The organism is Pseudomonas sp. BF-R-19 (assembly GCF_019956445.1).
GTDB classification, from domain to species: domain Bacteria; phylum Pseudomonadota; class Gammaproteobacteria; order Pseudomonadales; family Pseudomonadaceae; genus Aquipseudomonas; species Aquipseudomonas fluorescens_BH.
The window spans coordinates 1-23329 of the sequence record NZ_JAHBDN010000036.1; the positions used below are offsets into that span (position 1 = coordinate 1).

At 60.5% G+C, this 23329-nt stretch carries 13 protein-coding genes; 6 read left to right on the forward strand and 7 right to left on the reverse strand.

Features of this window, described 5'->3' with window-relative positions; genetic code table 11:
- Window positions 1–9515, reverse strand: a 9515-nt coding sequence (locus tag KGB28_RS05735) for a peroxidase family protein (RefSeq protein ID WP_223443262.1), incomplete at its 3' end; no start/stop codon positions are given.
- A 298-nt stretch (window positions 9516–9813) separates the two neighbouring features.
- Window positions 9814–10281, reverse strand: a complete 468-nt coding sequence (locus tag KGB28_RS05740; protein ID WP_223443264.1) for a hypothetical protein — start codon at window positions 10279–10281, stop codon at window positions 9814–9816.
- Between the two features lie 72 nt (window positions 10282–10353).
- Here KGB28_RS05740 and KGB28_RS05745 point away from each other — a divergent pair, with 72 nt between their 5' ends.
- Window positions 10354–11850, forward strand: coding sequence for a sensor histidine kinase (locus tag KGB28_RS05745; protein WP_223443266.1), 1497 nt, complete (start codon window positions 10354–10356; stop codon window positions 11848–11850).
- 45 nt (window positions 11851–11895) lie between these two features.
- On the opposite strand, the gene KGB28_RS05750 is transcribed toward KGB28_RS05745, so the two are convergent.
- Entirely contained in the window at window positions 11896–12606 is a 711-nt protein-coding gene (locus tag KGB28_RS05750) for a response regulator (protein ID WP_223443268.1), read from the reverse strand.
- A 441-nt stretch (window positions 12607–13047) separates the two neighbouring features.
- Here KGB28_RS05750 and KGB28_RS05755 point away from each other — a divergent pair, with 441 nt between their 5' ends.
- On the forward strand, window positions 13048–13704 hold the full coding sequence (locus KGB28_RS05755; protein WP_223443281.1) for a TetR family transcriptional regulator: 657 nt from the start codon (window positions 13048–13050) through the stop codon (window positions 13702–13704).
- Window positions 13705–13713: 9 nt separating this feature from the next.
- Here KGB28_RS05755 and KGB28_RS05760 read toward each other — a convergent pair whose 3' ends face one another.
- From KGB28_RS05760 to KGB28_RS05775, 4 genes are all read right to left on the reverse strand, one after another.
- Window positions 13714–17304, reverse strand: a complete 3591-nt coding sequence (locus KGB28_RS05760; protein WP_223443298.1) for a molybdopterin cofactor-binding domain-containing protein — start codon at window positions 17302–17304, stop codon at window positions 13714–13716.
- Window positions 17297–17806, reverse strand: coding sequence for a (2Fe-2S)-binding protein (locus KGB28_RS05765; RefSeq protein ID WP_223443470.1), 510 nt, complete (start codon window positions 17804–17806; stop codon window positions 17297–17299). Before KGB28_RS05765 ends, KGB28_RS05760 begins: the two co-directional genes overlap by 8 nt.
- 89 nt (window positions 17807–17895) lie before the next feature.
- Entirely contained in the window at window positions 17896–18348 is a 453-nt protein-coding gene (locus KGB28_RS05770; RefSeq protein ID WP_223443300.1) for a MarR family winged helix-turn-helix transcriptional regulator, read from the reverse strand.
- A 112-nt stretch (window positions 18349–18460) separates the two neighbouring features.
- Complete coding sequence (locus tag KGB28_RS05775; RefSeq protein WP_223443310.1) at window positions 18461–19513, reverse strand: 2,5-dihydroxypyridine 5,6-dioxygenase; 1053 nt, start codon at window positions 19511–19513, stop codon at window positions 18461–18463.
- Window positions 19514–19824: 311 nt separating this feature from the next.
- On the opposite strand from KGB28_RS05775, the gene KGB28_RS05780 reads away from it, so the two are divergent.
- From KGB28_RS05780 to KGB28_RS05795, 4 genes are read left to right on the forward strand one after another with little or no spacing between them, the layout of a single operon-like run.
- On the forward strand, window positions 19825–20973 hold the full coding sequence (locus KGB28_RS05780; RefSeq protein WP_223443314.1) for an FAD-dependent monooxygenase: 1149 nt from the start codon (window positions 19825–19827) through the stop codon (window positions 20971–20973).
- On the forward strand, window positions 20970–21779 hold the full coding sequence (locus KGB28_RS05785) for an alpha/beta fold hydrolase (RefSeq protein WP_223443317.1): 810 nt from the start codon (window positions 20970–20972) through the stop codon (window positions 21777–21779). Before KGB28_RS05780 ends, KGB28_RS05785 begins: the two co-directional genes overlap by 4 nt.
- Before the next feature lie 13 nt (window positions 21780–21792).
- Complete coding sequence (locus KGB28_RS05790) at window positions 21793–22545, forward strand: Asp/Glu racemase (protein ID WP_223443320.1); 753 nt, start codon at window positions 21793–21795, stop codon at window positions 22543–22545.
- A 10-nt stretch (window positions 22546–22555) separates the two neighbouring features.
- The gene (locus tag KGB28_RS05795) at window positions 22556–23182 is read left to right on the forward strand and encodes an N-carbamoylsarcosine amidohydrolase (protein ID WP_223443323.1); all 627 of its coding nucleotides are present in this window, start codon (window positions 22556–22558) and stop codon (window positions 23180–23182) included.
- The last annotated feature ends 147 nt before the right edge of the window (window positions 23183–23329 follow it).

Consider the following 23329-nt stretch of genomic DNA (forward strand, 5'->3'; position numbering starts at 1 on the left):
ACCACGTCCCCAAGGTCGGTGACTTCATAGATATCGTCGCCGAGACCTCCAGCCATGGTATCGGCACCGACACCCCCGATGAGAATGTCATTGCCCGCGTCACCATTGAGGATGTCGTTGCCGCCCAAGGCGTTCAGGATGTCGTTGCCATCACCTGCGCTGGCCACGTCGTCGCCTGGCGTGCCAGTCCATATGTCAGCACCCGCGGTACCGACAAACACAACACCGACCACTGTCGTTGCGGCAGAAGTGACTCGCTCAAGTGTGCCGAGGTCATCGGTGTAACTCGCGACGACACGCAGTTGCTGACCGGACTGCGCCTGGCTGGGCGTGAAGGTCGTGCCCGTCGCGCCGGCGATGTCGGCAAAGATCGCACCGTTCCCCACCTGCCACTGATGGGCAATCACCGAGGTCGTGGTCCCGTTGGCGTCGGTGAACGCATCCGTGGCGGTCAAGGCCGAGCCTGGCGTCGGAGTCGTATCGCTGATCAGCACCGTTCCAACCGGCAGGACATTGACGGTGCCGGTACCGGCCGGCGTGATCGGTGCAGTCGGTGCCGAGAACACCTCCTCCAGCACGCCATTGGCGTCCTTGTAGACCGCCCTGACGCGCAGAGCCAGTCCGGTTGCCACGACGAGTTCCGGGATAGCCGGCACGGCGCCAATGAGGGTAGCCGGTGGTGGGACCCTGAGTTCCGAACCCACCGTGACGGTCGTGCCCTCCGCGCGCGCGACCTCTCCGGCGGCAAAGAAGGTGATGTCTTCGAAGACGCCCGAGCCCGCGCGCGGTTCGAACTGCCAGAAGAAACTGATGGGCCCGGTGATCGCACCGCCGGTCGCGGTATTGTCGGCATCAGTGATGTCTGCCGCCGATACCGTCAGCACCTGCCCGACGGCGGGCGTGGGATCGTCGATCCTCAACGAACCGACTGGCTCTGAGTTCACACCGCCGAGCACGATCGACTGATCGGAGAACTGCACCCGCTCGATATTGCTGAGGGTGTCGGTGCCGTCCCTGCCAGCGACACTGTCGGTGACCGTAACGGTGCCGTTGACGTTTTCGACCACGGTGTAATCCGCCAAATTGCCGGAGAACAGCGCGGTGTCGAAGTCGGGACCGGTCGCCGTCAGGATTTCGCGGACGACCTGGAGCTGGCCGGGGTTATAGGTGCCGTTCAACATAAGCGGGACCAGCGGCGTCATGCTGTCGAAGCTGGCGATTTCCGGTCCGGTGCCATCGATGTTCTGCCGCACACTGATGCGCACGTTGAGCCACTTGTCGCCGTCGATGAGGTCATCGCCGCCACGGCCTTGGAGCACGTCGCTACCGGCGCCACCCAGGACGATGTTACCCCCGTCGAACTTATCGTCGGCCGTGCCGGCGATGCCATCCGCGCCGTTGCCGGCGCTGCCGACGAACGCCCGCAGACCGCTGATGAGGTCGAAGTTGGTGAGCACGCTGCCCGTGGCGCCGGCAACGGCGAGCAATGCTGCAGTGGAGTCGTCGCCGCTGAGGAAATCGGCGTGTGCCGATCCCGACAGCCCTTCCACCAGGTCCAGGCGGGCAAGGATCGACGCGGTGGAACCGGGCACCGCCGGTTGATCGAAGAAGCGCAGCCTGGAGTTGAGGTCCATGGTCACGCCGACCGAATCGTCCTTGTAGGTCGCCCAGTCGTAACCGGAGAACCCGATGAAAACATCCGCCTCGCTGGGGCTGCCGACCATGATGTCATCACCGCCTTCCCCGTCGAAGTTGTCCGGTCCTCCATCGCCCATGAAGACATCGTTGCCATTGATAGGATCGTTGCCGAATGGGTCGAAGTTGTCGCCGGCAGCGCCATCGGCGGATCCGTTCTGGATCCAGTCGTCGCCTTCGCCGCCGCGCGCGAACTCGTTCGCCTTGCTGCCGAGGATGAAGTCGTTGCCCAGGCCGCCACTGCTGTCGGCCGCGTCCTCGCCGGTGATGATGAAGTCCTGTCCGGCCTGGCCGAGGATCAGGTTCAGGCCGTTACCGGCCTGGATGACGTCGTTGCCGTCCTCGCCGTGGATGACGTCGTCGCCGCCGATGTCGGTGATGATGTCGTCACCGGTACCGCCAAGGAGTTGGTCATTACCGTAGCCGCCATCGATCCGGTCGTTACCGGCATCGCCATAGACCGTGTCATCGTCCGAGTCGCCGGCAATGAGGATATCGTTGCCGGGCGTGCCGCCGAGCACGACCGTATCAGCGCCGGTGTAGTGCAGGTAGTTGGTATCCAGACCCGGCGTGGCGGGGTTGTCGCGGATCACCAGCGGCGTCAGAAAATCAGTGCGCGGTGAGCCAATCGGGTGGACCGACGGGCCAAAGGGATCGGCGTTGACTGGCAGATCATCGACCGTGCCGACGATGCCGTCGGGCCCGGCCACCACACTCGGGTTGTACTGGCGCGTCTGGTCGGTTTCCAGGATGTAGGCCGGCGTCAGGAAAACCCTGGCCGAGAGGTGTGTTGCATCGGTATTGGCCATGACCAGCGCGGAGAACGTGTTGTTCTCAAGCTCCGCGCCAAAGTCCATCGAGGCGGTACGCTCCAGATAGTAGAAGCGGTCTCCGTCCTGGAGTTTCTCCATCTGGTTCTCGAAGACGAAGTTGAAGGTCGAGCCGAGCATGCCGCCGAAGGGCATCTTCTCCTCGGCCAGTCCGCCAACCCAGAAGTCGACGTTGTCCAGGCCGGTGATGGTCACGTCGTCTGCGGTGTTCAAAATACCGTCCGCGCCGGCGTTGCTGGCCCAGACACCCGTGCTGTTCAGGAAGTCGACACGGTCGGCCGGTGCGGTCGCGCCGCCTAACACCAGGTCCGCAGCCGCGGCGCGCTTGTCCGCCAGCGTGATGGCGCCGGTGATGGTCGCGTGCGTACCGTAGGCGGCGATGAAGTTGATCAGCGATTCCGGATGCTTCATGTGCTGCACAAAATCGGCCCAGCTGGTGTAGGGCTTGAGCTCTGCGTCGCCGGTGGGCCCATAGAACTCCCGCCGCGCAGCGTTCAGCGACGGTATACCGGTATCGCGGCCGCGCGCCAGGTTGATGGCGGGCAGATCGAGCGGCAGGCCCAGCAGGTTATTGCGCAGGGCTTCGGTGACGAACTCGTCGATCTCGTTACCCACCTGGCGGGTTACGCCGCGCACGATGGCACCAGCCGCCTGTTCCGGGGTCGGACCGCTGCCCGCGAACTCGAGCGGGTTGAGGAAGGCCTGAATCAGCCCGATATCGCTCGAGGCGAAGTTCGGATCCAGCCGGTCGACCTGCTCCAGCAGCATCGAGTGCCCGAAGCGATAGACGGTGTGCGCGAACTCGGCAACGATGCTTGGATCGATCGCGGTGTCGTACACCTGGCCCGGGGCGAAGAAGGGATCGACCATCGGCTGGATCGTGCGCGCGAACTCCTCGAACACCAGGTGCTGGTACTGCATCTCGGTGCCGAACTTCGCCGTCTGGAACAGGCGCTCACCGTTCCAGTCGAGGGTCGAGGTATCGGCGGGAACGGCAGTGACGGGCGTCAGCAGCCACTCGTTCAGGAAGGACACGTCGCCGCTTGCCGCTGTCGCCAGGGCCACCGCCATGGTGTGATCGACCAAGCGGTTGTGCTCATGGTGAAAGATCGAATGGACGGTGGTCAGGCCGATGTTCTCGTTGACCCGGCCGTCGCCGGCAATGTAGTGCGCGTCCAGCAGTTCGTTGTCGTAGAAGCCCGGCGCAGGTGTACCACCCACGATATTGTCCGCATCGGGCAGGAGTGCTGCGCCGGTCTGGTCGTCGATCGGAACGGCGGTGTGCGCGATGTCGTTGAGGAAGGCATGGCCGGTGCGCGCGGCGTTGACCAGGCTGATGGGCGCCGCCGGATTGCCTTCAACGAGCACATCGTCGGCCGTGCCGGCAATGCCGTCCGGGCCCAACATCACCACCTGTGGGAAACCATTCGGACCCTTGATGAAATTGCCGTAGGCGTCGGTCGCCAGCAATGGCACGTTGTTGAAATCGGCATCGGTGAGGTTGATGCCGAGCAGATCATGGGCTTGCGCCTTGACCACCTTCCAGGTGGCCATGCCACCGATCCCGACGTCGTCGGCCGTACCGAACACGCCATCGGCGCCCAGATCACGATTTTCGATCAACTTGCCGGTGGCCACCGGATCGCCCGCTGCGTTGAGCTCATAGGCACGCAGGAACACCTGGTGCGAAGGATGCGAGCTGTAGGTCTGGTTCTGGTCGACAAACGGCGAGGTGGTGTTGGTGTTCTCGTGGATGTCGTCGGCCGTGCCCAGGATGCCGTCGGGGCCGGGCTGATTGGTGGCGCGCGTCAGCACCATGAAGTTGGTCGGGCTACCGGGCACGAACAGCGGGTCATCCGGCTGCAGCGGAACGAACACGGTGCCCGAGCCGCCCTTGGTGACGAGGTCCAGGCCATGGTCGAAGAACTGGCCAAAGAACGTCATCCATTGGTTGAAGGGCGCGGTCAGGCCCGCGTCGGGGCTCACGTTCGGGTCGAAGAAGGTCTGGAACGTCGTGCCGTCGGTGCGGGTTCCGGTAACCACCTGCGCACCGGCCTTGAGGACATCGTCAGCGGTGCCGAGGACGCCATCCAGGCCCGGATCAAACGTGGCCGCGACCGCCGCCGGGTTGTTGGCGGTCTGGTCGACAATCAGGTTGCTGATGGTGCGCGGCTGCGAATCGATCACCAGGCCGCTGGTCTGGGTGTAGCTCGTGCCGGCGTCGGTCGTGCGCAAGTCCGGCGTGGTCAGGCGCGGGAATACGTTATCGGCGGCACCGAACTCGGGATGGAGCAGGTTGTTGTCCGTCCCTTCGACCGTGCGCAATCCGTACGGCACTCGTACGTTCGGCAGCAGCGAGTTCAGGTTCTCACCGGCCGCGTGGTGTTCCGCTATCTTGATCTGGTCAAGGATGAACGCCAGGTCGGATTGCGTGTAACGCACACCGTTGCTGGCGGCCGTGGTCTGCGGATCGATCAGTGAAGGCGCCGCTGCGGGGGCCGGCGCCCCGGTCACTACTGCCGTGGTCGGTGCCGAGAATACCTGCTCGGTCACGCCATGATCGTCCGCATAAATGGCTTTGACGCGCAGCGCCAGTCCGGCGAGATCCGACGTCACCGTGAACGTGGGCGCGTCCGCCCTTACAAACCCGATACCGATGCGGCCTGGGCCGAGGATGATGTCCTCGAAGACGCCCGAGCCCGGTGTCGCTTCAAACTGCCATATGTAACTGATGGAATTGTGGATCGCCCCGCCCGCGTTGTCTGCATCGGTGATGCCTGCCGCCGACACGGTCAGCGTCTGGCCAACGGTCGGCGCGGTGTTGTCCACCGTCAGCGCGCCCACCGGCTCAGCGTTGAGCCCGGGCACGAGGACCACGGACTGATCGGAGAACTGCAGCCGTTCGATGTGGGTGAGACGGTCGGTTTCTTCCTTGCCGACATTGTCGGTCACGGTGACGATGTCGTCGGCAAAATCGAGCGCAGTGCCATTATCGTTGACGGTGACTGTGTAGTTCGCCAGCGGGCCCATGAAGTTGACGGTGTCGAAGCCGCCCACGCCCGGCAGGATCTCACGCACGGCGACGAGCTGGCCGGGATTGTACGTGCCGTTCAACATCAGCGGGATCATCGGCGTCATGCTTTCGAAGGTGGCGATCTCCGGCCCGGTACCATCCACGTTCTGACGCACGCTGATGCGCACGTTGAGCCACTTGTCGCCATCGATGAGGTCGCTGCCGCCACGGCCTTCGATGATGTCGCTGCCATCGTCGCCAAGGATGATGTTGCCCGCGCCGAACTGATCGTCGGCTGTCCCCCCGACACCGTCGGCACCGAAACCGGCGCTGCCGACGAAGGCCCGCAGGCCGCTGACGAGATCGAAGTTGGTAAGGATGCTGCCCCTGGCCGTGACGTTGGCGATGATGGCCGCGTTTTGTTCATCGCCGCGCAGGAAGTCGGCGAAGGCCGACCCCGACAGGCCCTCCACTTCCGCGAACCGGTCATAGACCGAGTCGGGCGATTGCGCCACCGCGCCCACGATATTGCCCGCGGCATTGGGCACCGCGTGATACGGACTGAAAAAGGGAACGACCATGTCGACGGTCACGCCGTACTTGTCGTTCTTGTAGGTGGTCCAGTCGAACCCGGACATGCCGTCCATCTTGTCCTGGGCGTCGCTGGCGACGAAGGTGTCGTCGCCGCCTTCACCGATCATTTCATCGAATCCGCCGGTGCCGATGAAGATGTCGTTGCCGGGCACATCGTCGGACAATGTCGGGCTCATGTTATCGCCGGGCGCACCGTCCTGGGTGCCGCCCTCGATCCAGTCATCGCCTTCGTTGCCGGTCGGCGCGAGGTTGACCTTGGCGCCGAGGATGAAATCGTCGCCCGCACCGGCGAACGTCAAGGTGATGTCTTCGGTGGTGATGATGAAATCTTTGCCCGCGCCGCCGATGACCAGATTGTTGCCGGCGAGGGTCGAGTTACCGGCCTGGATGACGTCGTTGCCATCCTCGCCGCGAATGACGTCGTCGCCGCCAATGTCGGTGATGATGTCGTCACCCGCGCCGCCGAAGAGGTTGTCGTTGCCGTAGCCGCCGTCGATCCGGTCGTTGCCGGCATCGCCATAGACAGTGTCGTCGTCCGAGTCGCCGGCAATGAGGATGTCGTCGCCGGCCGTACCACCCAGCACGACCGTATCGCCGCCGGTGTAGTGCAGGTAGTTGGTATCCGGGCCCGGTGTGGCGGGGTTGTCGCGGATCACCAGCGGCGTGAGAACGTCAATCCGTGGTGAGCCAATCGGATGGTCCGACGGGCCAAAGGGGTCGGCGTTGGCGGGCAGATCGTCGGCCGTGCCGACGATGCCGTCCGGGCCGGCCACCACACTCGGGTTGAACTGGTGCGTCGGGTCGACCTCCAGAGTGAAGGCCGGTGTCTGGAATATGTTAGCCGGCAGGTGTACTGCGTCGCTGTTGAGCATCACCAGGTTGGCGAACGAATTGTTCTCCAGCTCGGTGCCGAAGTTGAGTCCTGCGGTGCGGGCCAGATAGTAGAAGCGGTCACCGTTCTGCAGGTTTTCCAACTGGGTTTCGAAGACGAAGTTGAAGCTCGAACCCAGCAGGCCGCCAAAGGGCATCTTCTCCTCGGCCAGGCCGCCGATCCAGTAGTCGACGCTGTCCAGGCCGGTGATGGTCACGTCGTCTGCGGTGTGCAGGATTCCGTCCGCACCGGCATTGCTGCTCCAGACGCCGGTACTGTTCAAGAAGTCGAGGCGATCAGCCGGCGCCGTGGCGCCGCCGAGCACGAGATCCGCAGCCGCGGCGCGCTTGGCCGCCATCGTCGTAGCGCCAGTGATGGTTGAATGCGTGCCGTAGGCGGCGATGAAATTGATCAGCGATTCCGGGTGCTTCATGTGCTGCACGAAATCGGCCCAGCTCGTGTAGGGGGTCAACTGGCTGTCGCCGGTCATGTGGTAGAACTCGCGCCGCGCCGCGTTCAGCGACGGAATGCCGGTGTCGCGGCCGCGCGCCAGGTTGAGCGCGGCCAGGTCCAGCGGCAGGCCGACCAGGTTGTTGCGCACCGCGTCGGTCACGAACTCGTCGATCTCGTTGCCGACCTGGCGGGTCAGGCCGCGAACGATGGCGCCTGCCGCCTGCTCAGGGGAGGGGCCGCTCGCAGCAAATGCCAGCGGGTTGAGGAAGGCCGCGATCAGGCCGGTCTGTTGATTGCCCAGGGCAGCCGGATTGCCGTCGCCGACGACGTTGAAGTTGGCATCGAAACGATCGACCGTCTCCACCAGCATCGAGTGACCGAAGCGAAAGACCGTGTGCGCGAACTCGGCGACGATCGCCGGGTTGATCGTGGTGTCGTTGCCCATGGGTGCCAGGAAGACGTCCACTTGCGGCTGGATGGTGCGCGCGAACTCTTCGAACACCAGGTGCTGGTACTGCATCTCGGTGCCGAACTTGGCCGCCTGGAACAACCGCTCGCCGTTCCAGTGCAGGGCCGCGATGTCGGCCGGCGTCACAGGCAACGCCGCCAGTTGCGCGTCGGGCATCAGCCATTTGTTCAGGAAATCGAGGTCGGCGGAGGCCAGTACCGTCGCCTTGGTCTGGTCAACCAGCCGGTTGTGCTCGTGGTGGAAGACGGAGTGGACGGTGGTCAGGCCGATGTTCTCGTTGACGCGGCCATCGCCGGCGATGTAGTGCGCATCCAGCAACTCGTTGTCGTAGGTGCCGGGGGCTTGCGGGCCGCCAATGACGGTGTCCGCGTCAGGCGTCAGGCCGCCGGTCGGATCGGCGCTGTGCGCAATGTCGATGAGGAACTGGTGGCCGGTGCGCACGGCGTTCGTCAGGCTGATTGGCGCGGCCCGATTACCCTCGACGAGCACGTCGTCGGCGGTGCCGGCAATGCCATCCGCGCCTTTCATCACGACTTGCGGAAGGCCGTTGGGCCCCTTGATGAAGTTGCCATAGGCATCGGTCGCCAGCAGCGGCAGGTCGAACACCTCAGCATCGGTCAGGTTGATCCCGAGCAGATCATGGGCCTGGGCCTTGACCACCTTCCAGGTGGCCATGCCACCGATTTCGACGTCGTCGCCGGTGCCGAACACACCATCGACACCCAGGTCACGATTGGTAATCAGCTTGCCGGTGGCCACCGGATCGCCGGCGGCGTTGAGCTCATAGGCACGCAGGAACACCTGGTGCGAGGGATGCGAGCTGTAGGTCTGGTTCTGGTCGACAAACGGCGAGGTGGTGTTTTGCTGTTCGTGGATGTCGTCGGCCGTGCCGAGGATGCCGTCGGGACCGGGCAGATTGGTGGCCCGCGTCAGCACCATGAAGTTGGTCGGGCTACCCGGCACGAACAGTGGATCGTCGGGCTGCAGCGCAATGAACACCGTGCCGCTGCCGCCCTTGGTGACCAGGTCGAGGCCGTGGTCGAAAAACTGGCCGAAGAAGGTCATCCAGGCGTTGAAGGGCACGGTCAGGCCCGCGTCCGGCGTGATATTAGGAATCTGGAAGACGGAAATGTCATCGGCGGTACCGAACAGGCCATCCAGACCGGGGCTGGTGACGACCTGTGAACCCGGGTTGGCCGCTGCGGCCGCGACCGCCGCCGGATTGTTGGCCGTCTGGTCCACGATCAGGTTGCTGATGGTGCGCGGCTGCGAGTCGAAGACGGCACCGCTGGTCTGCAGGTAGGAGGTCGGCGTGGTTCCGCCAGGATCGGCGGGGCCGAAGAAGCCGGCCGGCTGGACCTGCGCGGTATTGAACAGCGGCGTCGTCATGCGCGGGAAGAAGTTGTCGGCGGCGCCGAACTGGATCTGGGGATCGGCCAGGTTGTTGTAGATGCCGGAGACGGTGCGCAGGCCGAAAGGTACTTCTACGTTCGGCAGCATGTCAGCCAGACTCGCGCCTGCCGCATGCCGTTCGGCGATGAAAATTTGTTCGAGAATGAACTCGAGATCGGACTTGATGAAGCTGGCCATGGCTGTTTCCTCGATGCTCGACTAATCAGGAAACCACACGCATAAAACACGGCTGCAAACGCGTGGTTTAGTGCTGGACCCCATAAATAAAAATCGAAAATTGAACGACGGGACCTGGTACCACGGCCGCACAGAGCCCTTACTGAATCGCGTGCGATCAGCAGTGCTCAACTGAGGATCAATGCCCCATGGCAACCGTATTTATAGGCTGGTGTTGCGCCTCAAGGAGGCGACGGCCCATGAACGCAGGTTGAATAGAAGGTGCAACTAACTAAAGGCCCCGTCACGTATCGGCGCTCTATGCATCTGTACATGATGCTCTCTCAGACATAGGCGGCTTGTCACAGATGCCACACATCCAGCGATCAGAGTCATTGGCCGGAATATGCTCGCGAAGATCGCCATAGTCCGGGACTTCCTGAGGGGTGATGGCACGGTTCTGCGTCCATGCGGTTTCGTCAACACGCCTTTTATCCATGAGAAAATTGGCATCGACTACGAATTGACTAGTATGTATTGGAGACCGGTTCCACACGCTTGGTGGTGGAGTCGGGAAATCATTAGCACCATAGGTTTGGTTCTGATTGAGTGGAACACCCGAACTGTTGTACTGGAGCGTTTTCTCAACAAAGATTTCAAGTGAACTGAGTTTGACTTGAATGCCAGGGTGCGAATGGCCGACCACACTATTGGTAATAAGCCCCGGCTGTTTTTGCCAGAAATAGCGATTACCCAGATTGATAGAGAATCTTTTTAAACTATTCATCGCGCCTCCCGCCTTCAACCTCAAACGCTAGCTATACACTCCATTAAAAATGAGTATTGAGGTGCTACCCGGATGTGTACAGAGACGAAAGCCCAGTCAAATTCTGAGACCTTGGTCAAAGAATCGGATCAGACCTTGGTCGAACCAGACACTGACCAAACGTCCAGTGGCGCAGTGCCCGGGAGACAGAGCCCGCGTGCGAAATTGCGCCATTTAAGCCGCTCAACCCAGTTCGTGATCTGCGCCACAATAATTCTGGGCTTGACCATGACGTTCGTTGGAAACCTCGTAAGCCGGAGTATCGAAGATGCAACGGTTCAAACGGCGGCAGAGACGGGGGCGCGTTATATGCAGAACTTTCTCGAACCTTTCGTCCAAGGATTAACCACTGCCAAAGAACTCCCCGATGGAACTATTCAGACTATTGATCACCTGTTGTCTAGCACTTCGTTGAGTACACATGTTGTCTCGGTGAAGATCTGGCTTCCAGACGGCACGATTGTCTACAGCGCCGACAAATCCGCGGTCCAAAAAAAATTTCCGACAGAGGAGATCTCACTGGCGCTGACAGGCAAGATCTATACAGAACTGGACAATGATTTTGAGGATGATACTGACGATGCTTTTGAGCGAAGCCTGAATATTCCGTTCTATGAAATTTTTGCTCCACTGCGCGAAACAGGTACTGGAAAGATTGTTGCGGTGGGCGAGTTCTACGAAACCGCGGAAGCGTTACAGCGCGAAATCAATAACATTCGCAAGAAAGTATGGGCGATTGTTGGGGCAGCAACGATGGCCATGCTTTTGCTGTTATTTTTTATCGTTCGGCGTGGCGACAAGATAATAAAACAGCATGAAACAGCACTTGAATGGCGAATGCATGAACAAGCCAGGTTGCACTCAAATAATGCCGCCCTTCAGCGCAAAGTCACTACAGCCAATCGCGAATTTTCCAGAATCAATGAACTCACTCTTCGTCGGATCGGAGCAGATCTTCATGATGGTCCTGCCCAGTTGTTGTCACTTATTCTCCTGCGCCTTGAAGAGCTCGAAGATTCGGAGGGCGCCCCAGATGGGGAAGTCCTCGAAATGATCAGGCGTGCCGGCGAGGATGCTTTAAACGAAGTGCGGGAAATATCACTCGGTCTGGCACTTCCGGAAGTCAATGATCTGACCCTGCACGATGCGCTGGTATTGCTTGCCGAGCGGCACGAAGAGCGAACCGAGACGCGAGTCGAACTGGAGCTTGATACTCTTCCAGACGATGTACCGATAGCGCATAAAATGTGTATTTACCGCTTCGCCCAGGAAGCATTGAGCAATGCCTATATTCACGCCGGAGGAAAAGGCCAAAAACTCAGCGCCTCTCACTGCGAAGGGCTACTGGAAGTACAAGTCGAGGATGCGGGAGTGGGTATTTCAACCGAGAAACCGAGTGTGCCAGGTCGAGGTAGAACTCATCTGGGTCTTGTCGGCATGCGCTATCGAGTCGAATCCCTCGGCGGAATATTCATCATTGAATCGGCGCCCCATGCAGGAACCAAAGCCAGGGCGCAGTTCAAAATCTGATCACCCGTGCCAAAGTGTTCGTTGCACCCAAGTAACCGAAAGCGCTTATGGCCCGTTATTTGTCTTGCCATTGTCATTCAAGTCGCGCCGTTGAAGAGCACCACATAAGCCAGGTATATGGTCACTCTCCCAATGCCGTCTCACTGCTGCGACTGCCTGCGTCCGGTTACGAACGCGTAGCTTGTACATGACATTCGTCATGTAGTGCTTGATTGTCTTCTCGCAGAGCTCAAGCTTGATAGCAACCTCGCGGTTAGTCAGGCCCTTCGATACTTCCCGGATAACTTGTTCTTCGCGATGGGTCAGCTCGACCTTTTGCTTATCACCCGCATGCTTTCTGAAATTGCTTAACAGCTTGCTGGCAAGCTTGGGTGTAATGAAGGTTTCACCACCGGCAACATTTCTGATGGCTTGGACAAGCTCTCGACCGCTTATGCCTTTCAACGCATATCCCTGCGCGCCCGCTTCGAGGGCGCAGTAAGCATCCTCGGTGGACTCAGATACCGTCAGCATCAAAACTTTAACTGCCGGCGAAGAAGCTGAGATCGCTCGCACGGCAGCAAAGCTATCGCCCGGCATATTTACATCCATCAGCAAAACATTCGGAGCAAAACGAGCGGCAATTTCCAGGGCATCATCGGCAGACCCACCCTGCCCGACCACCTGAAAGTCAGCTATTTTCTTCAGCGCCATTGTGACCCCATCCCTTAACAGCGGGTGATCATCAACGATGCCAATCTTGATCATGGAACTCATAGGAACTCCTCATAAGAGGCGATGGAGCTGCATGGAGCTGCCCGCATTTCAATTTTTACCCCTCGCGTCATGCCGAATCGGCAAACCCAGCCGTCTCCATGATGTCCGGGACGACAGCGGTTGTGGGTACCAAGGGAGTGCAACTAATGAGCCATTTCAATAGGGCGAAGAAAAAGTTCAAATTAATTAAAAAGATGTTTCTGAGTGTTTCAAGCGAGAAAAAGGGTGAGGGGAATATTCCTCAAATCAGGTGGTAAATACCCGGCTGGGTGGGTGAAATGCCCCATTTATGGAGACACTAGCGGCCCTGTCTCACCGACCGTTTTTGGTCAGGGCTGCTTGCCCAGAGAGCGGGTTGATCGGACATTTTTAGCGAGTTGACGCGCCAGTCCTTTTTGCATCATGTCGTATCATGGATCATCCGTACGCCCAGGAGAGCCAATGCCCATTTCAAATACAGGAGTCCGCGCCCAGCAAGCGGATTTGACCCGTGCGCGCATTCTGAAGGCCGCCATACGTGTTTTCAGCCAGGACGGTTTTTCGGGAGGGCGCATCGAGAAAATCTCGAGATTGGCAAAATCCAATGACCGGATGATCTACTACTACTTCAAAAGCAAGGAGCAATTGTTCATCCGCGTACTGGAAAGTATCTACTGCAGCTTCAACGAAGCACAGGGTCGCCAGCGTTTCGATCTCAGTGACCCGGTTGCCGCACTGCAGCAATTGATTGGTTTCGTGTGGAATTACTACATTCAACACCCGGAGTTCATCAGCATCCTCAACACCGAGAACCTGCACAAGGCGAGCCACTCCAGAAAGTCACCCGTGCTCAAGGCCCTTTCCGGAGAAGCGCTGGGTAATCTTGCGCCGATCATCGAATCTGGCCAGTCACAGGGCCTGTTTCGTCGAGACGTCACAATCAATCATGTCTACCTGCTCATTTCCTCGCTTTGTTATTTCTATAACTCCAACCTCCACACCCTGGGCGCGTTCCTGGACACCGACCTGACCCGCCAGGATGCCAGGGAGCAATGGTTGAGCTATGCGTGCGACCAGGTGTTACGGGGGCTTCGTAAAACACCGGAGATTGATCACTAGGCGTCTGTCTCAATGGCTGCCCGGATTGGCACGCAGCCACGCAACCTGTTTGGTCAGTTCTGGCCAGGCAGACTTCTGCGGGGCGAACTCTGCCCGCAGGTACGCCACCAGATCCGCTACCTGAGTGTCGGAAAAACTCGCCTTGAACGCCGGCATGTACCCCAGGTCACCGTTCGCCGGGCTTTCAATTCCCTGCAATATCACCTGGATCAGGTTGTTGGGCCGCTCACTGTGCACGCCGGTGTTGGCCGCCATGGACGGGCTGACACCGAACAGAACCGGGCCGCCTTGCGCGGCACTGTGACAGCCCAGGCACGCGCCTTCGAAAATCCTCCGTCCTGCCGCCAGATCGGCCACCCGCAGGCTCACATTGACCTTGGCCGGCGTGCGCTGCGCCGCCAGTTTTTCACCCGGCAGCGATATCAGGTAATTGGCAATCGCCCGAACATCCGACTCAGGCAGCATCGCCAACCCGGACACCACCGGTCCCATGGGACCGGCTGCCACGCCATGCCCATTGGAGAAGCCCGTGCGCATGTACTCGACCAACTGCTCTTCGCTCCAGGGCACCGATGCTGTAGCCATGCCCGCCAATGGTGGCGCTTCCCAGCCGTCGACAACCGCGCCCGCCAGAAACGCACGACCACCCTTCTCTGCCCCCATCAGGTTGCGCGGCGAATGACAGGCCGCGCAGTGCCCCAGTCCATTGACCAGGTAGTTGCCGCGGTTCCACTGCTCGCTCTGCCCGGGAACGTCCTGATACTCACCCCGGCCGAGAAACAAACTGTTCCAGCCAGCCATCAACGGGCGAACATTGAACGGAAAGCTCATGCTATTGGCCGGCGGCGTGCTCGATACCGCCGGTTGGGACATCAGGTAGGCGTAGAGCGCCTGCATGTCGGCCTCTTTCATGTTGCGAAAGGCCGTGTAGGGAAAGGCCGGATACAGGTGTTTTCCATCACGGCTGACCCCCTGGCGCATGGCTCGATCAAAAGCACTGAATGACCAGTTGCCAATACCCGTCGCCGGATCCGGAGTGATATTGCTGCTGTAGAGCTTGCCGAACGGTGTGTCCATGGCCAGCCCACCGGCATTGACAGTGCCGTTGGGGCCGGTGTGGCAGACCGCACAATCGCCCGCTTCAGCCAGCAGCCGGCCACGCTCCAGAGTGGCAGCGCTCCAGGTTCCCGCAGCGGGCGCTGCAACCCTGGGAATTTCCAGGCGCCACGGCATCGCCGTCAGGCCAATGCCCATGGCTGCGCCGAACAGGCCCGCGACCCCGCCGAATAGCCATTTACGCCGCTTCGATTTGACCGGGGCAGCGTAAGGCAAACCAATCGGGTCTTGAGGATCAGCTGGCTCTTTGAGCTTGAGCGCTGCCAGCACTCGCTCGGGCGTAATCGGCAGCTCACGAAAACGAATGCCCGTGGCATCGAAAATCGCGTTGGCAATAGCGGCTGCGCTGGGTACCGACGCGGACTCACCGGCCCCGAGGGGTGGCTCACTCTGTCGTGGCATCATCATCACATCGACAGCCGGCAACTCGGGAAAGGTCAGAATCGGGTAACCGCCCCACTCCTTGCTCGACACCCGCGATTCCTCGAATGTCACCTGTTCCTTGAGCACCCGGCTGGTGGACTGCATGACATTACCGTGGATCTGATGCTGCACACCGGCCGGGTTGATCATCATTCCGGCATCATGCCCCACCACCACCCGGGTCACCGCCACCTCACCGGTGGCCTTGTCGATTGCCACATCCGCCACCCACGCAGCCCATGCCGCACCAAAGCCCGGGAACTTGCTGTGGATGTAACGCGCATAGGCAAATCCGCGCCCACGCAGCACGCCATCTTCGGCCGGCGTCTGGCAGGGCTCGGTGCGCGGGGTCCAGGCCGCCCGCTGGGCAGTGGAGCGCACCAGCTCGGCAGCGCGCTCGTCCGGCAGGTAACGCAGGCGGTACTCTACCGGGTCAACCCCGGCCTCGAAGGCCAGCTCGTCGATATACGACTCATGGGCAAACACGTTCGGCAGCGCCGAGACCCCGCGCAACCAGGACGCCCGCACGATAGGCGCCATATCATTGATGCGCACGCGCAGCTCGGGGTACTCATAGTGCGGGATGGAGGTGCGGTCGCCCATTTCATAAATAACGGGTACAGGTTCTATACGGCCCGTCAGCAGCAATGCGAGGTTCGGCGCACCGTTGGAGGGATAACTGGTGCGAAAGTCATAGACCGCCAGGTCGCCGGCAGCATCGATGCCGCCGTCCACCTCCATCAACTGGGCCGTGCCCTTGGGCTCCCAGACGTGCTCCTGTGCACGCGTCAATTGCACGCGCACCGGCTTGCCGACCGCCCGCGAAAGCAACAACGCATCGGCACACACGTCATCTGCGCAGTTGCGCCCATAACAGCCAGAGGCTTCCATGCGGATGATTTCGATCAGTTGCTCGTCACACTCCAGCAGCCAGGCCAGATCCGCCCGCAACAGGTGCGGGTTCTGCGTGCCGGACCACAGGCGCGTGCCCTCGGGATGGTAATCGGCTACCGCGCAGGACGGCCCGATGGAGGCGTGCAGTTGGTAGGGCCACAGATAGTTGCGAGTCAATCGACGGTTGACCGAGGCGAGCGCAGCATCGACATTGCCGGTGTCGTGCACGACCCTTTCGATGTGCGGATTGTCACGAATCGCCTGTTCGACATTCTGCAGATCCGGCAGGTGATGCTGCCAGGGTTTCCAGCTGACCTTGAGCTCATTCGCCGCCTTGATCGCCTGCTCCTCGCGCTCGGCGACCACACCGACAAAATCGCCGAGAACCACCACTGCCACAATGCCGGGCAAGTGCGCGATCGAAGACTCATCGACGCCGAGCAAACTGGTGCCGACAAAAGGGCCGGTGTCGTAGCCATCATAGGGCGGCCGAACCATGCGCCCATGCAGCATTCCGGGCACGCGCATGTCATGGACAAACGTGCACTCACCGGTGGCCTTGGCCGGGATGTCGATCCGGGAAGAACTCTGCCCGACCAGTCGATAGTCTTCGACCGCCTTGAGTGGCGCATTACCCGAAATGCTCAGCTCAACGTGCAGTCCCTTGATCAAAGCCTCGAACGGAATCTGCCGGGCCTGCGGCCCCAGAATGCAGCCTGCCTCGATGCGCAAACTGGCGACTTCCACACCCCAGCGCTGCGCCGCCGCTTCCAGCAGCCAACGGCGCGCCTCCGCCGCCGCATTGCGCAATGGAATCGCCGAGATCTGCAAGGTGGCGCTGGCAATGGTTGCACCCTGGTTAGGCGCTCGCGAAGTATCGCCGAGCACCATGCGCAATTGGTCCATGCGCAGGTCAAGCTCTTCTGCCACGATTTGCGCCAATGAAGTCTGTATACCTGTGCCCAGGTCTACGTGACCGTTGAAGGCATAGAACTCGCCGTTGTCGCACAGGGCAATAAACAGCCCAAGCTCCATGGGTTTGAGCACCGGCTGTTGGCCCTTGGGTACAGGCCCTGAGGGCGGCTGAATCTGATTGACCACCAGTAAAACGCCATCGCGTGCGCGCAGTTGCGCCTGGGTAGGAACAGTAGAAATTGCATCAGTCACGGTGAGGGCACTCCCGGCAAAGCTGAACGGCGCGCTGCACCGCCTTGAGAATTTCGAGGTGAGTGCCGCAGCGGCACAGGTTGGCCGCCAGCGCCCGCCGTATCTCTTCATCACTGGGAGTGGGGTTACGATCAAGCAGGGCCTTGGTGGTCATGATCATGCCATTGAGGCAATAGCCACATTGGGCCGCCTGCTCCTCGATAAACGCCTGCTGAACCGGATGCAACAGCGCTCGGGAACCCAGGCCTTCGAGCGTGGTGATGTTGCGACCGGACATGCCGGCCCACGGCAACACACAGGAGCGCCCGGCCTTGCCATCGACAATGACGGTGCAGGCGCCGCATTCACCCAGCCCACAACCGTACTTGGGGCCGTTCAGCAGCAGGTCATTTCGAAGAATCAACAATAGCGGCGTGTCCGCCATGGCTGTGCAGCTCACGGCTTGCCCGTTGACCGTGCACGCGATACTGACCGGCGTTGTCGCAGAAACTTCCTTATTCATCATGTTACCAACCAACTCATGAAGTGCTTACTACATGAAAAGGCAAAATCGGTGCCAAGACCTGAAAAGGAAAAAATTTACGAGGGTGCTTATGCCTGGCTGTCTTGCTCTTGCGGATCGTCAATCATTTTGCGCAACAGAAACATCAGGGCCACGCGCTCACCCGGGTTGAGGTTGCTCATGGTCAGCTCGCTGATCTCCTGAGCACAGGGAACCGTCTGCTCCACGGCCGCAAGGCCTGCCTCGGACAGGCTGACAATCACCTTGCGCTTATCCTGCTCATCGTGCCCCAGCACTACCAGGTCCCGGGCCTTCAAGCGCTCGATGATGCCACGTATGGTCGCCTGGTCGACCGCCGTCATCTTCACCAGCTCACTCAGGGAGCTGGGACCGTTATCGCGGATGGCACACAACGTAATGAACTGAACCGCCGTCAACTGCGACTCGCCGACGTTTTGCTGGAAGATCGCCATATGACGCTGGTAGGCCTTGCGCAGCCAGTGACCGACCTGATCGGTGTAGGAGTAATCGGTAGAACGCATTGTGGGGAGATGTCCGAGGAAACAGGAAGGGGACCTACGATAGCTCAACCCAAGCCTCGATGCGCGTTCAGACAGCCCCGCGAGCCGTATCGAAGCCGGGTTCGAGCCTGGCTCAACGAGCCCTGGAAGCTTCGGGCGCAACCACATCGCCCTGCAGCACCACGGCCTGATCATCAAGATAGATATCGCAATTGCGCAACGGGATATCCAGGTGGCAAGGGGTTTTGCGCTTGCCGCCTACCTCGGTGTTGGGGCCAGTGGAGAACAGGAAGTTGCCATAGAACGCGCGGGCGTCCATGCACATCCCGTCGTTCTTGTCGTGCAGGCCCATCGCAGTCCATTGGGCGCGCGGCTGCAGGCCCCAGCCGATGTGCGAGATGCCATACACCTCGGGATCCTTGAAATAGGCCATGTACTCACGCAGGTACTGGGCCTCGAAGCCGCCGTGAATACCGGTGATAAATCCCTTTTCGATTTCCAGGGTGATGCGCTCGCGACAGTAGTTCTTGAACGGCAATACGATGTCGCCAATGTCCAGCACCAGCACGCCTTCGGCGGTTTCCTCGTTGGGCCAGGAGAACAGAAAGCCGCTGGGCCAGTGATCCCAACGCCCCGGTTCGTCGGCAAAGCCGTACTCGGTCACCGCCGGATACTGACCCAGCGCCGCGCGAAAATCGCTGCCGGCACCAGAGCGCACAGTGATCGAGCGCGCGGCCTTGAGCATCTCTTCGGCCGCCAGTACCCGCACCTTATCCGCTTCGCTCGGCAACATCCGCGCCAGCACTTCCGGGGGCTCCACCGCCAGCAGAATCCGCGTGCCGGTCTTGAGAATCTGCTCCTGCTCGGGGGAATGCAGCAGCATCATGGTGTCGATAATCAGGTCCGCGGCCTCCAGCGCCCGCTGGGCCGCCAGGTTGCCGGTCAACGCGGTATCCCCGCAATACGCGGTCATGTCATTGCCCATCGCCACCGGCGCGTTGAAAGCCGGCAATTCCACGGCATACACCTTGGCGCCCAGCCGTTGCGCAGCCTCGGTGGCGGCCCGCACGGTACGCTGGTTGGAGTAGTGGCTTTTAAGCACGGCAACGCTTTGACTCGAGTCGACTCGCGAAAGCTTGAGCACGTGCTCGAACATCTGAACCAACTCACCATCACTGACAGCCATTTCGCTTCTCCTCTCGCTGATTAAACGCACCAAATCCGCGCGACCGGCGCTGAACTGGTGCAAATTTATAATGTACACATTGGTTATTGGCAAATATTAATCGATTTTATCTGTGACACAAGCCATTCATAACAATGGGAACATCGGTAACACTGCCCAGCTATACATGGCCAAAATGAAACACGATCGCAAAAAAAGGCTGGCCGCAGAATTTTTAAACATCTACTTCCAAAAAAAATAAAAGAGTGCATACACTGTAATTGCGATCCGATCCCGCTCCCGGGTGATCGGCTTTGGAAGAGATGAGCGTTATGCGCACAACACAACGAATTGCCATCATTGGCGCCGGCCTCGGTGGCGCGGCCGCCGCTACTTCGCTGCAACAGGCCGGTTTTGAAGTGAATGTCTACGAACAGGCCCCAGCGTTCTCCCGGTTGGGTGCCGGCATCCATATGGGCCCGAACGTGATGAAGATCTTTCGGCGCATGGGCATTGAAAAGCAGTTGGAAAACATGGGCTCGCATCCCGACTTCTGGTTCAGCCGAAGTGCCGATGGCGAATACCTGTCCCGCATTCCCCTGGGCGAGTTCGCCCGCAAGGAATACGATGCGGCCTACATCACCGTGCACCGCGGCGATCTGCACGCACTGCAAATGTCGACCTTGAAACCGGGAAGCGTGCATTTCGGCAAACACCTGGCCAGTATCGAAGACACCGGCAATGAAGTGCGCCTGCAATTCGCCGACGGCACACACGCCCAGGCCGACATCGTGATTGGTGCCGACGGCATCAATTCCAAAGTCCGTGAACATCTGCTGGGTGTCGAGGCTCCGACCTACAGTGGCTGGGTCGGACATCGCGCCCTGATCCCGAGCAGCAAACTGGCGAAGTACGACTTCAATTTCGAAGATTGCGTGAAGTGGTGGTCGGGAGACCGTCATCTAATGGTCTATTACACGACCGGCAAACGCGACGAGTACTACTTCGTCAGCGGGGTGCCCCAGGCTGAATGGGAGGGTGGCAACGCCAGCTTCATCGGCAGCTCCAAGGAAGAAATGTTCAACACCTTCAAGGGCTACCACCCTTCGGTGCAGGCGCTGATCGAAAATGCCGAATCCATCACCAAATGGCCACTGCTCAACCGCCAGCCCCTGCCCGTCTGGAGCAAAGGCCGGCTGGTGCTGCTGGGCGATGCCTGCCACCCGATGAAGCCACACATGGCCCAGGGCGCAGCCATGGCCATCGAAGACGGCGCGATGCTCGCACGCTGCCTGCAGGAAACCGGCCTGAACGACTACAGCACCGGCTTCCGGCTGTATGAGGCCAACCGCAAGGAACGCGCCTCACGCGTGCAGACGATTTCCAATGCCAACACCTGGCTGCGCACCCAGGAAGATCCAGCCTGGGTCTTCGGCTACGACCTGTATTCCCATCCCCTCAAATCGGAATCGGCGGCATGAGCAACTTCCTCCATGGCGGCAACGTCCAGGCCAACGGCATTCGCCAGCACTATCTGCGCTACGGCGGCAAAGGCCAGCCGCTGCTGTTGATTCCGGGCATTACCAGCCCGGCCATCACCTGGGGGTTTGTGGCTGAACGTCTTGCCGAGCACTTCGATACCTACGTGCTCGACGCGCGAGGCCGCGGGCTATCGTCCACCGGGGAGCAACTGGCTTATGACACCGACACCTGCGCTGACGACATCCCGGCATTTGCCCAAGCGCTCGGACTGACCGACTACCACCTGCTCGGCCACTCCATGGGCGCGCGTTTTATTCTGCGTGCCGCAACTCGCCACCCACAGGCCCCGATCAGCCGCCTGGTACTGGTCGACCCACCTGTATCAGGGCCCGGCCGACGCGAATACCCCGGCAAGCTGCCGTGGTACGTCGATTCGATTCGCCAGTCACTCAACGGCATGAACAGCGAAGACATGCGCACGTTCTGCCCGACCTGGACCGAAGAGCAGCGAGCCCTGCGCGCCGAATGGCTGCACACCTGCCATGAGCCCGCCATCGTGAAGGCCTACGAGGACTTCCATACGGTCGATATCCATCAGGATTTCCCCTTGCTGACACGCCCCGCCCTGTTGATGGTCGCTGGCAAGGGCGGGGTGATTCTGCCCGAAGACGAAGCCGAGATTCGCGCCTTGCAACCGGCCCTGCAGGTCAGCCACGCGAGGGACGCCGGGCACATGATCCCGTGGGACGATTTCAGCGGATTTTTCGATGCTCTCGGCGACTTCCTCGACCCTTCATTCAACTGATACGGAGACACTCATGAACAAGCATTATCGCATCGGCCAGATTGTCCCCAGCTCCAACACCACGATGGAAACCGAAATCCCGGCCATGCTGACGGCCCGTCAGTTGATCCGCCCGGAGCGCTTCACCTTTCACTCTTCCCGCATGCGCATGAAACACGTAAAAAAAGAAGAGCTGGCGGCCATGGATGCCCAGTCTGACCGTTGCGCACTGGAGCTCTCCGACGCTCGAGTCGACGTGCTCGGTTACGCCTGCCTGGTGGCGATCATGGCCATGGGGCGCGGCTATCATCGCGAATCACAACTGCGCCTGGGGCAAGTGGTACGCGACAACGAATCTGACGCACCAGTCATCACCAGTGCCGGCGCGCTGGTAGACGGGTTGAAGGTTCTGGGCGCCAAGCGCATCGCCCTGGTCGCCCCGTACATGAAGCCGCTGACTGAACTCGTGGTCGACTACATCGAGCACGAAGGCATCGAAGTCAAGGTCTGGCACGCCCTGGAAATCCCGGACAACCTGGCCGTGGCACGCCATGACCCGGCCAACCTGCCAGGGATAGTGGCCAAGCTCGACCTGGAGGGTGTGGATGTAATCGTGCTTTCCGCCTGTGTGCAGATGCCTTCCCTGAGCGCCGTGGCCAAGGTCGAAGCCCAAACCGGCAAACCGGTGCTGACCGCTGCCATCGCCACCACTTACGCAATGCTCAAGGCGCTGAATCTGGAGCCGATCGTACCCGGCGCGGGCGCCCTGCTGTCGGGCGCTTACTGAGGATCTTGACATGGCCAGTGCACAGGACAACTACCAAGGCGTATGGGGCAATCGCATCGGTTTCGGCGACCACCCCGCACTGCTGATGATCGACTTCATGCAGGGGTACACCACCCGGGGCGCGCCCCTTTATGCACCTGGCGTTGTCGACGCCGTGGCCGAAAGCGTTGCGTTGCTGGCCAAGGCTCGTCAGGCAGGCATCCCGGTGATTCACACCAACATTCGCTATCATCCCGGCCATTTCGCCGATGGTGGCATGTGGGTGAAAAAGGCCCCGGTGATGAAGGACATGGTCGAGGGGAACCCTTTGGCCGCGTTCTGCCCCGAAGTACTGCCCCTGGCGGAAGAAGTAGTGCTGAGCAAGCAATACGCCAGCGCATTCTTCGGCACCTCCCTGGCACCGATGTTGCTAGCCAGCGGAATCGACACACTGATCCTTGCCGGCTGCTCTACCAGTGGCTGCATCCGGGCGACGGCCGTCGATGGCGTGCAACATGGTTTTCGAACCATCGTCGTGCGCCAGTGCGTCGGGGATCGGCACGAGGCGCCCCACGAGGCAAACCTGTTCGATATCGATAACAAGTACGGCGACGTCATCAACAAGCAGGAGGCACTGGATTACCTGAGCCGCCTCTGACGCACCGATGGCAACAACGACGCGGGCGCTGCATGGCTGCGCCTCGCTCGTGCACTGCCATCGCACGGACGATGTAGAGCAAACCGCCTCTTGAGGTGGACACACAATAAAAAAGGCCGTCCAGAAGCCTATTTTCCTGAACTGCCC

Bases quoted from the DNA above. Each gene is read 5' to 3' on its own strand.
- KGB28_RS05755 (WP_223443281.1), top strand. From the start codon at position 13,048: ATGCCCATTTCAAATACAGGAGTCCGCGCCCAGCAAGCGGATTTGACC.
- KGB28_RS05785 (WP_223443317.1), top strand. From the start codon at position 20,970: ATGAGCAACTTCCTCCATGGCGGCAACGTCCAGGCCAACGGCATTCGC.
- KGB28_RS05770 (WP_223443300.1), bottom strand. From the start codon at position 18,348: ATGCGTTCTACCGATTACTCCTACACCGATCAGGTCGGTCACTGGCTG.
- KGB28_RS05780 (WP_223443314.1), top strand. From the start codon at position 19,825: ATGCGCACAACACAACGAATTGCCATCATTGGCGCCGGCCTCGGTGGC.
- KGB28_RS05790 (WP_223443320.1), top strand. From the start codon at position 21,793: ATGAACAAGCATTATCGCATCGGCCAGATTGTCCCCAGCTCCAACACC.
- KGB28_RS05740 (WP_223443264.1), bottom strand. From the start codon at position 10,281: ATGAATAGTTTAAAAAGATTCTCTATCAATCTGGGTAATCGCTATTTC.
- KGB28_RS05775 (WP_223443310.1), bottom strand. From the start codon at position 19,513: ATGGCTGTCAGTGATGGTGAGTTGGTTCAGATGTTCGAGCACGTGCTC.
- KGB28_RS05745 (WP_223443266.1), top strand. From the start codon at position 10,354: ATGTGTACAGAGACGAAAGCCCAGTCAAATTCTGAGACCTTGGTCAAA.
- KGB28_RS05765 (WP_223443470.1), bottom strand. From the start codon at position 17,806: ATGAATAAGGAAGTTTCTGCGACAACGCCGGTCAGTATCGCGTGCACG.
- KGB28_RS05795 (WP_223443323.1), top strand. From the start codon at position 22,556: ATGGCCAGTGCACAGGACAACTACCAAGGCGTATGGGGCAATCGCATC.
- KGB28_RS05750 (WP_223443268.1), bottom strand. From the start codon at position 12,606: ATGAGTTCCATGATCAAGATTGGCATCGTTGATGATCACCCGCTGTTA.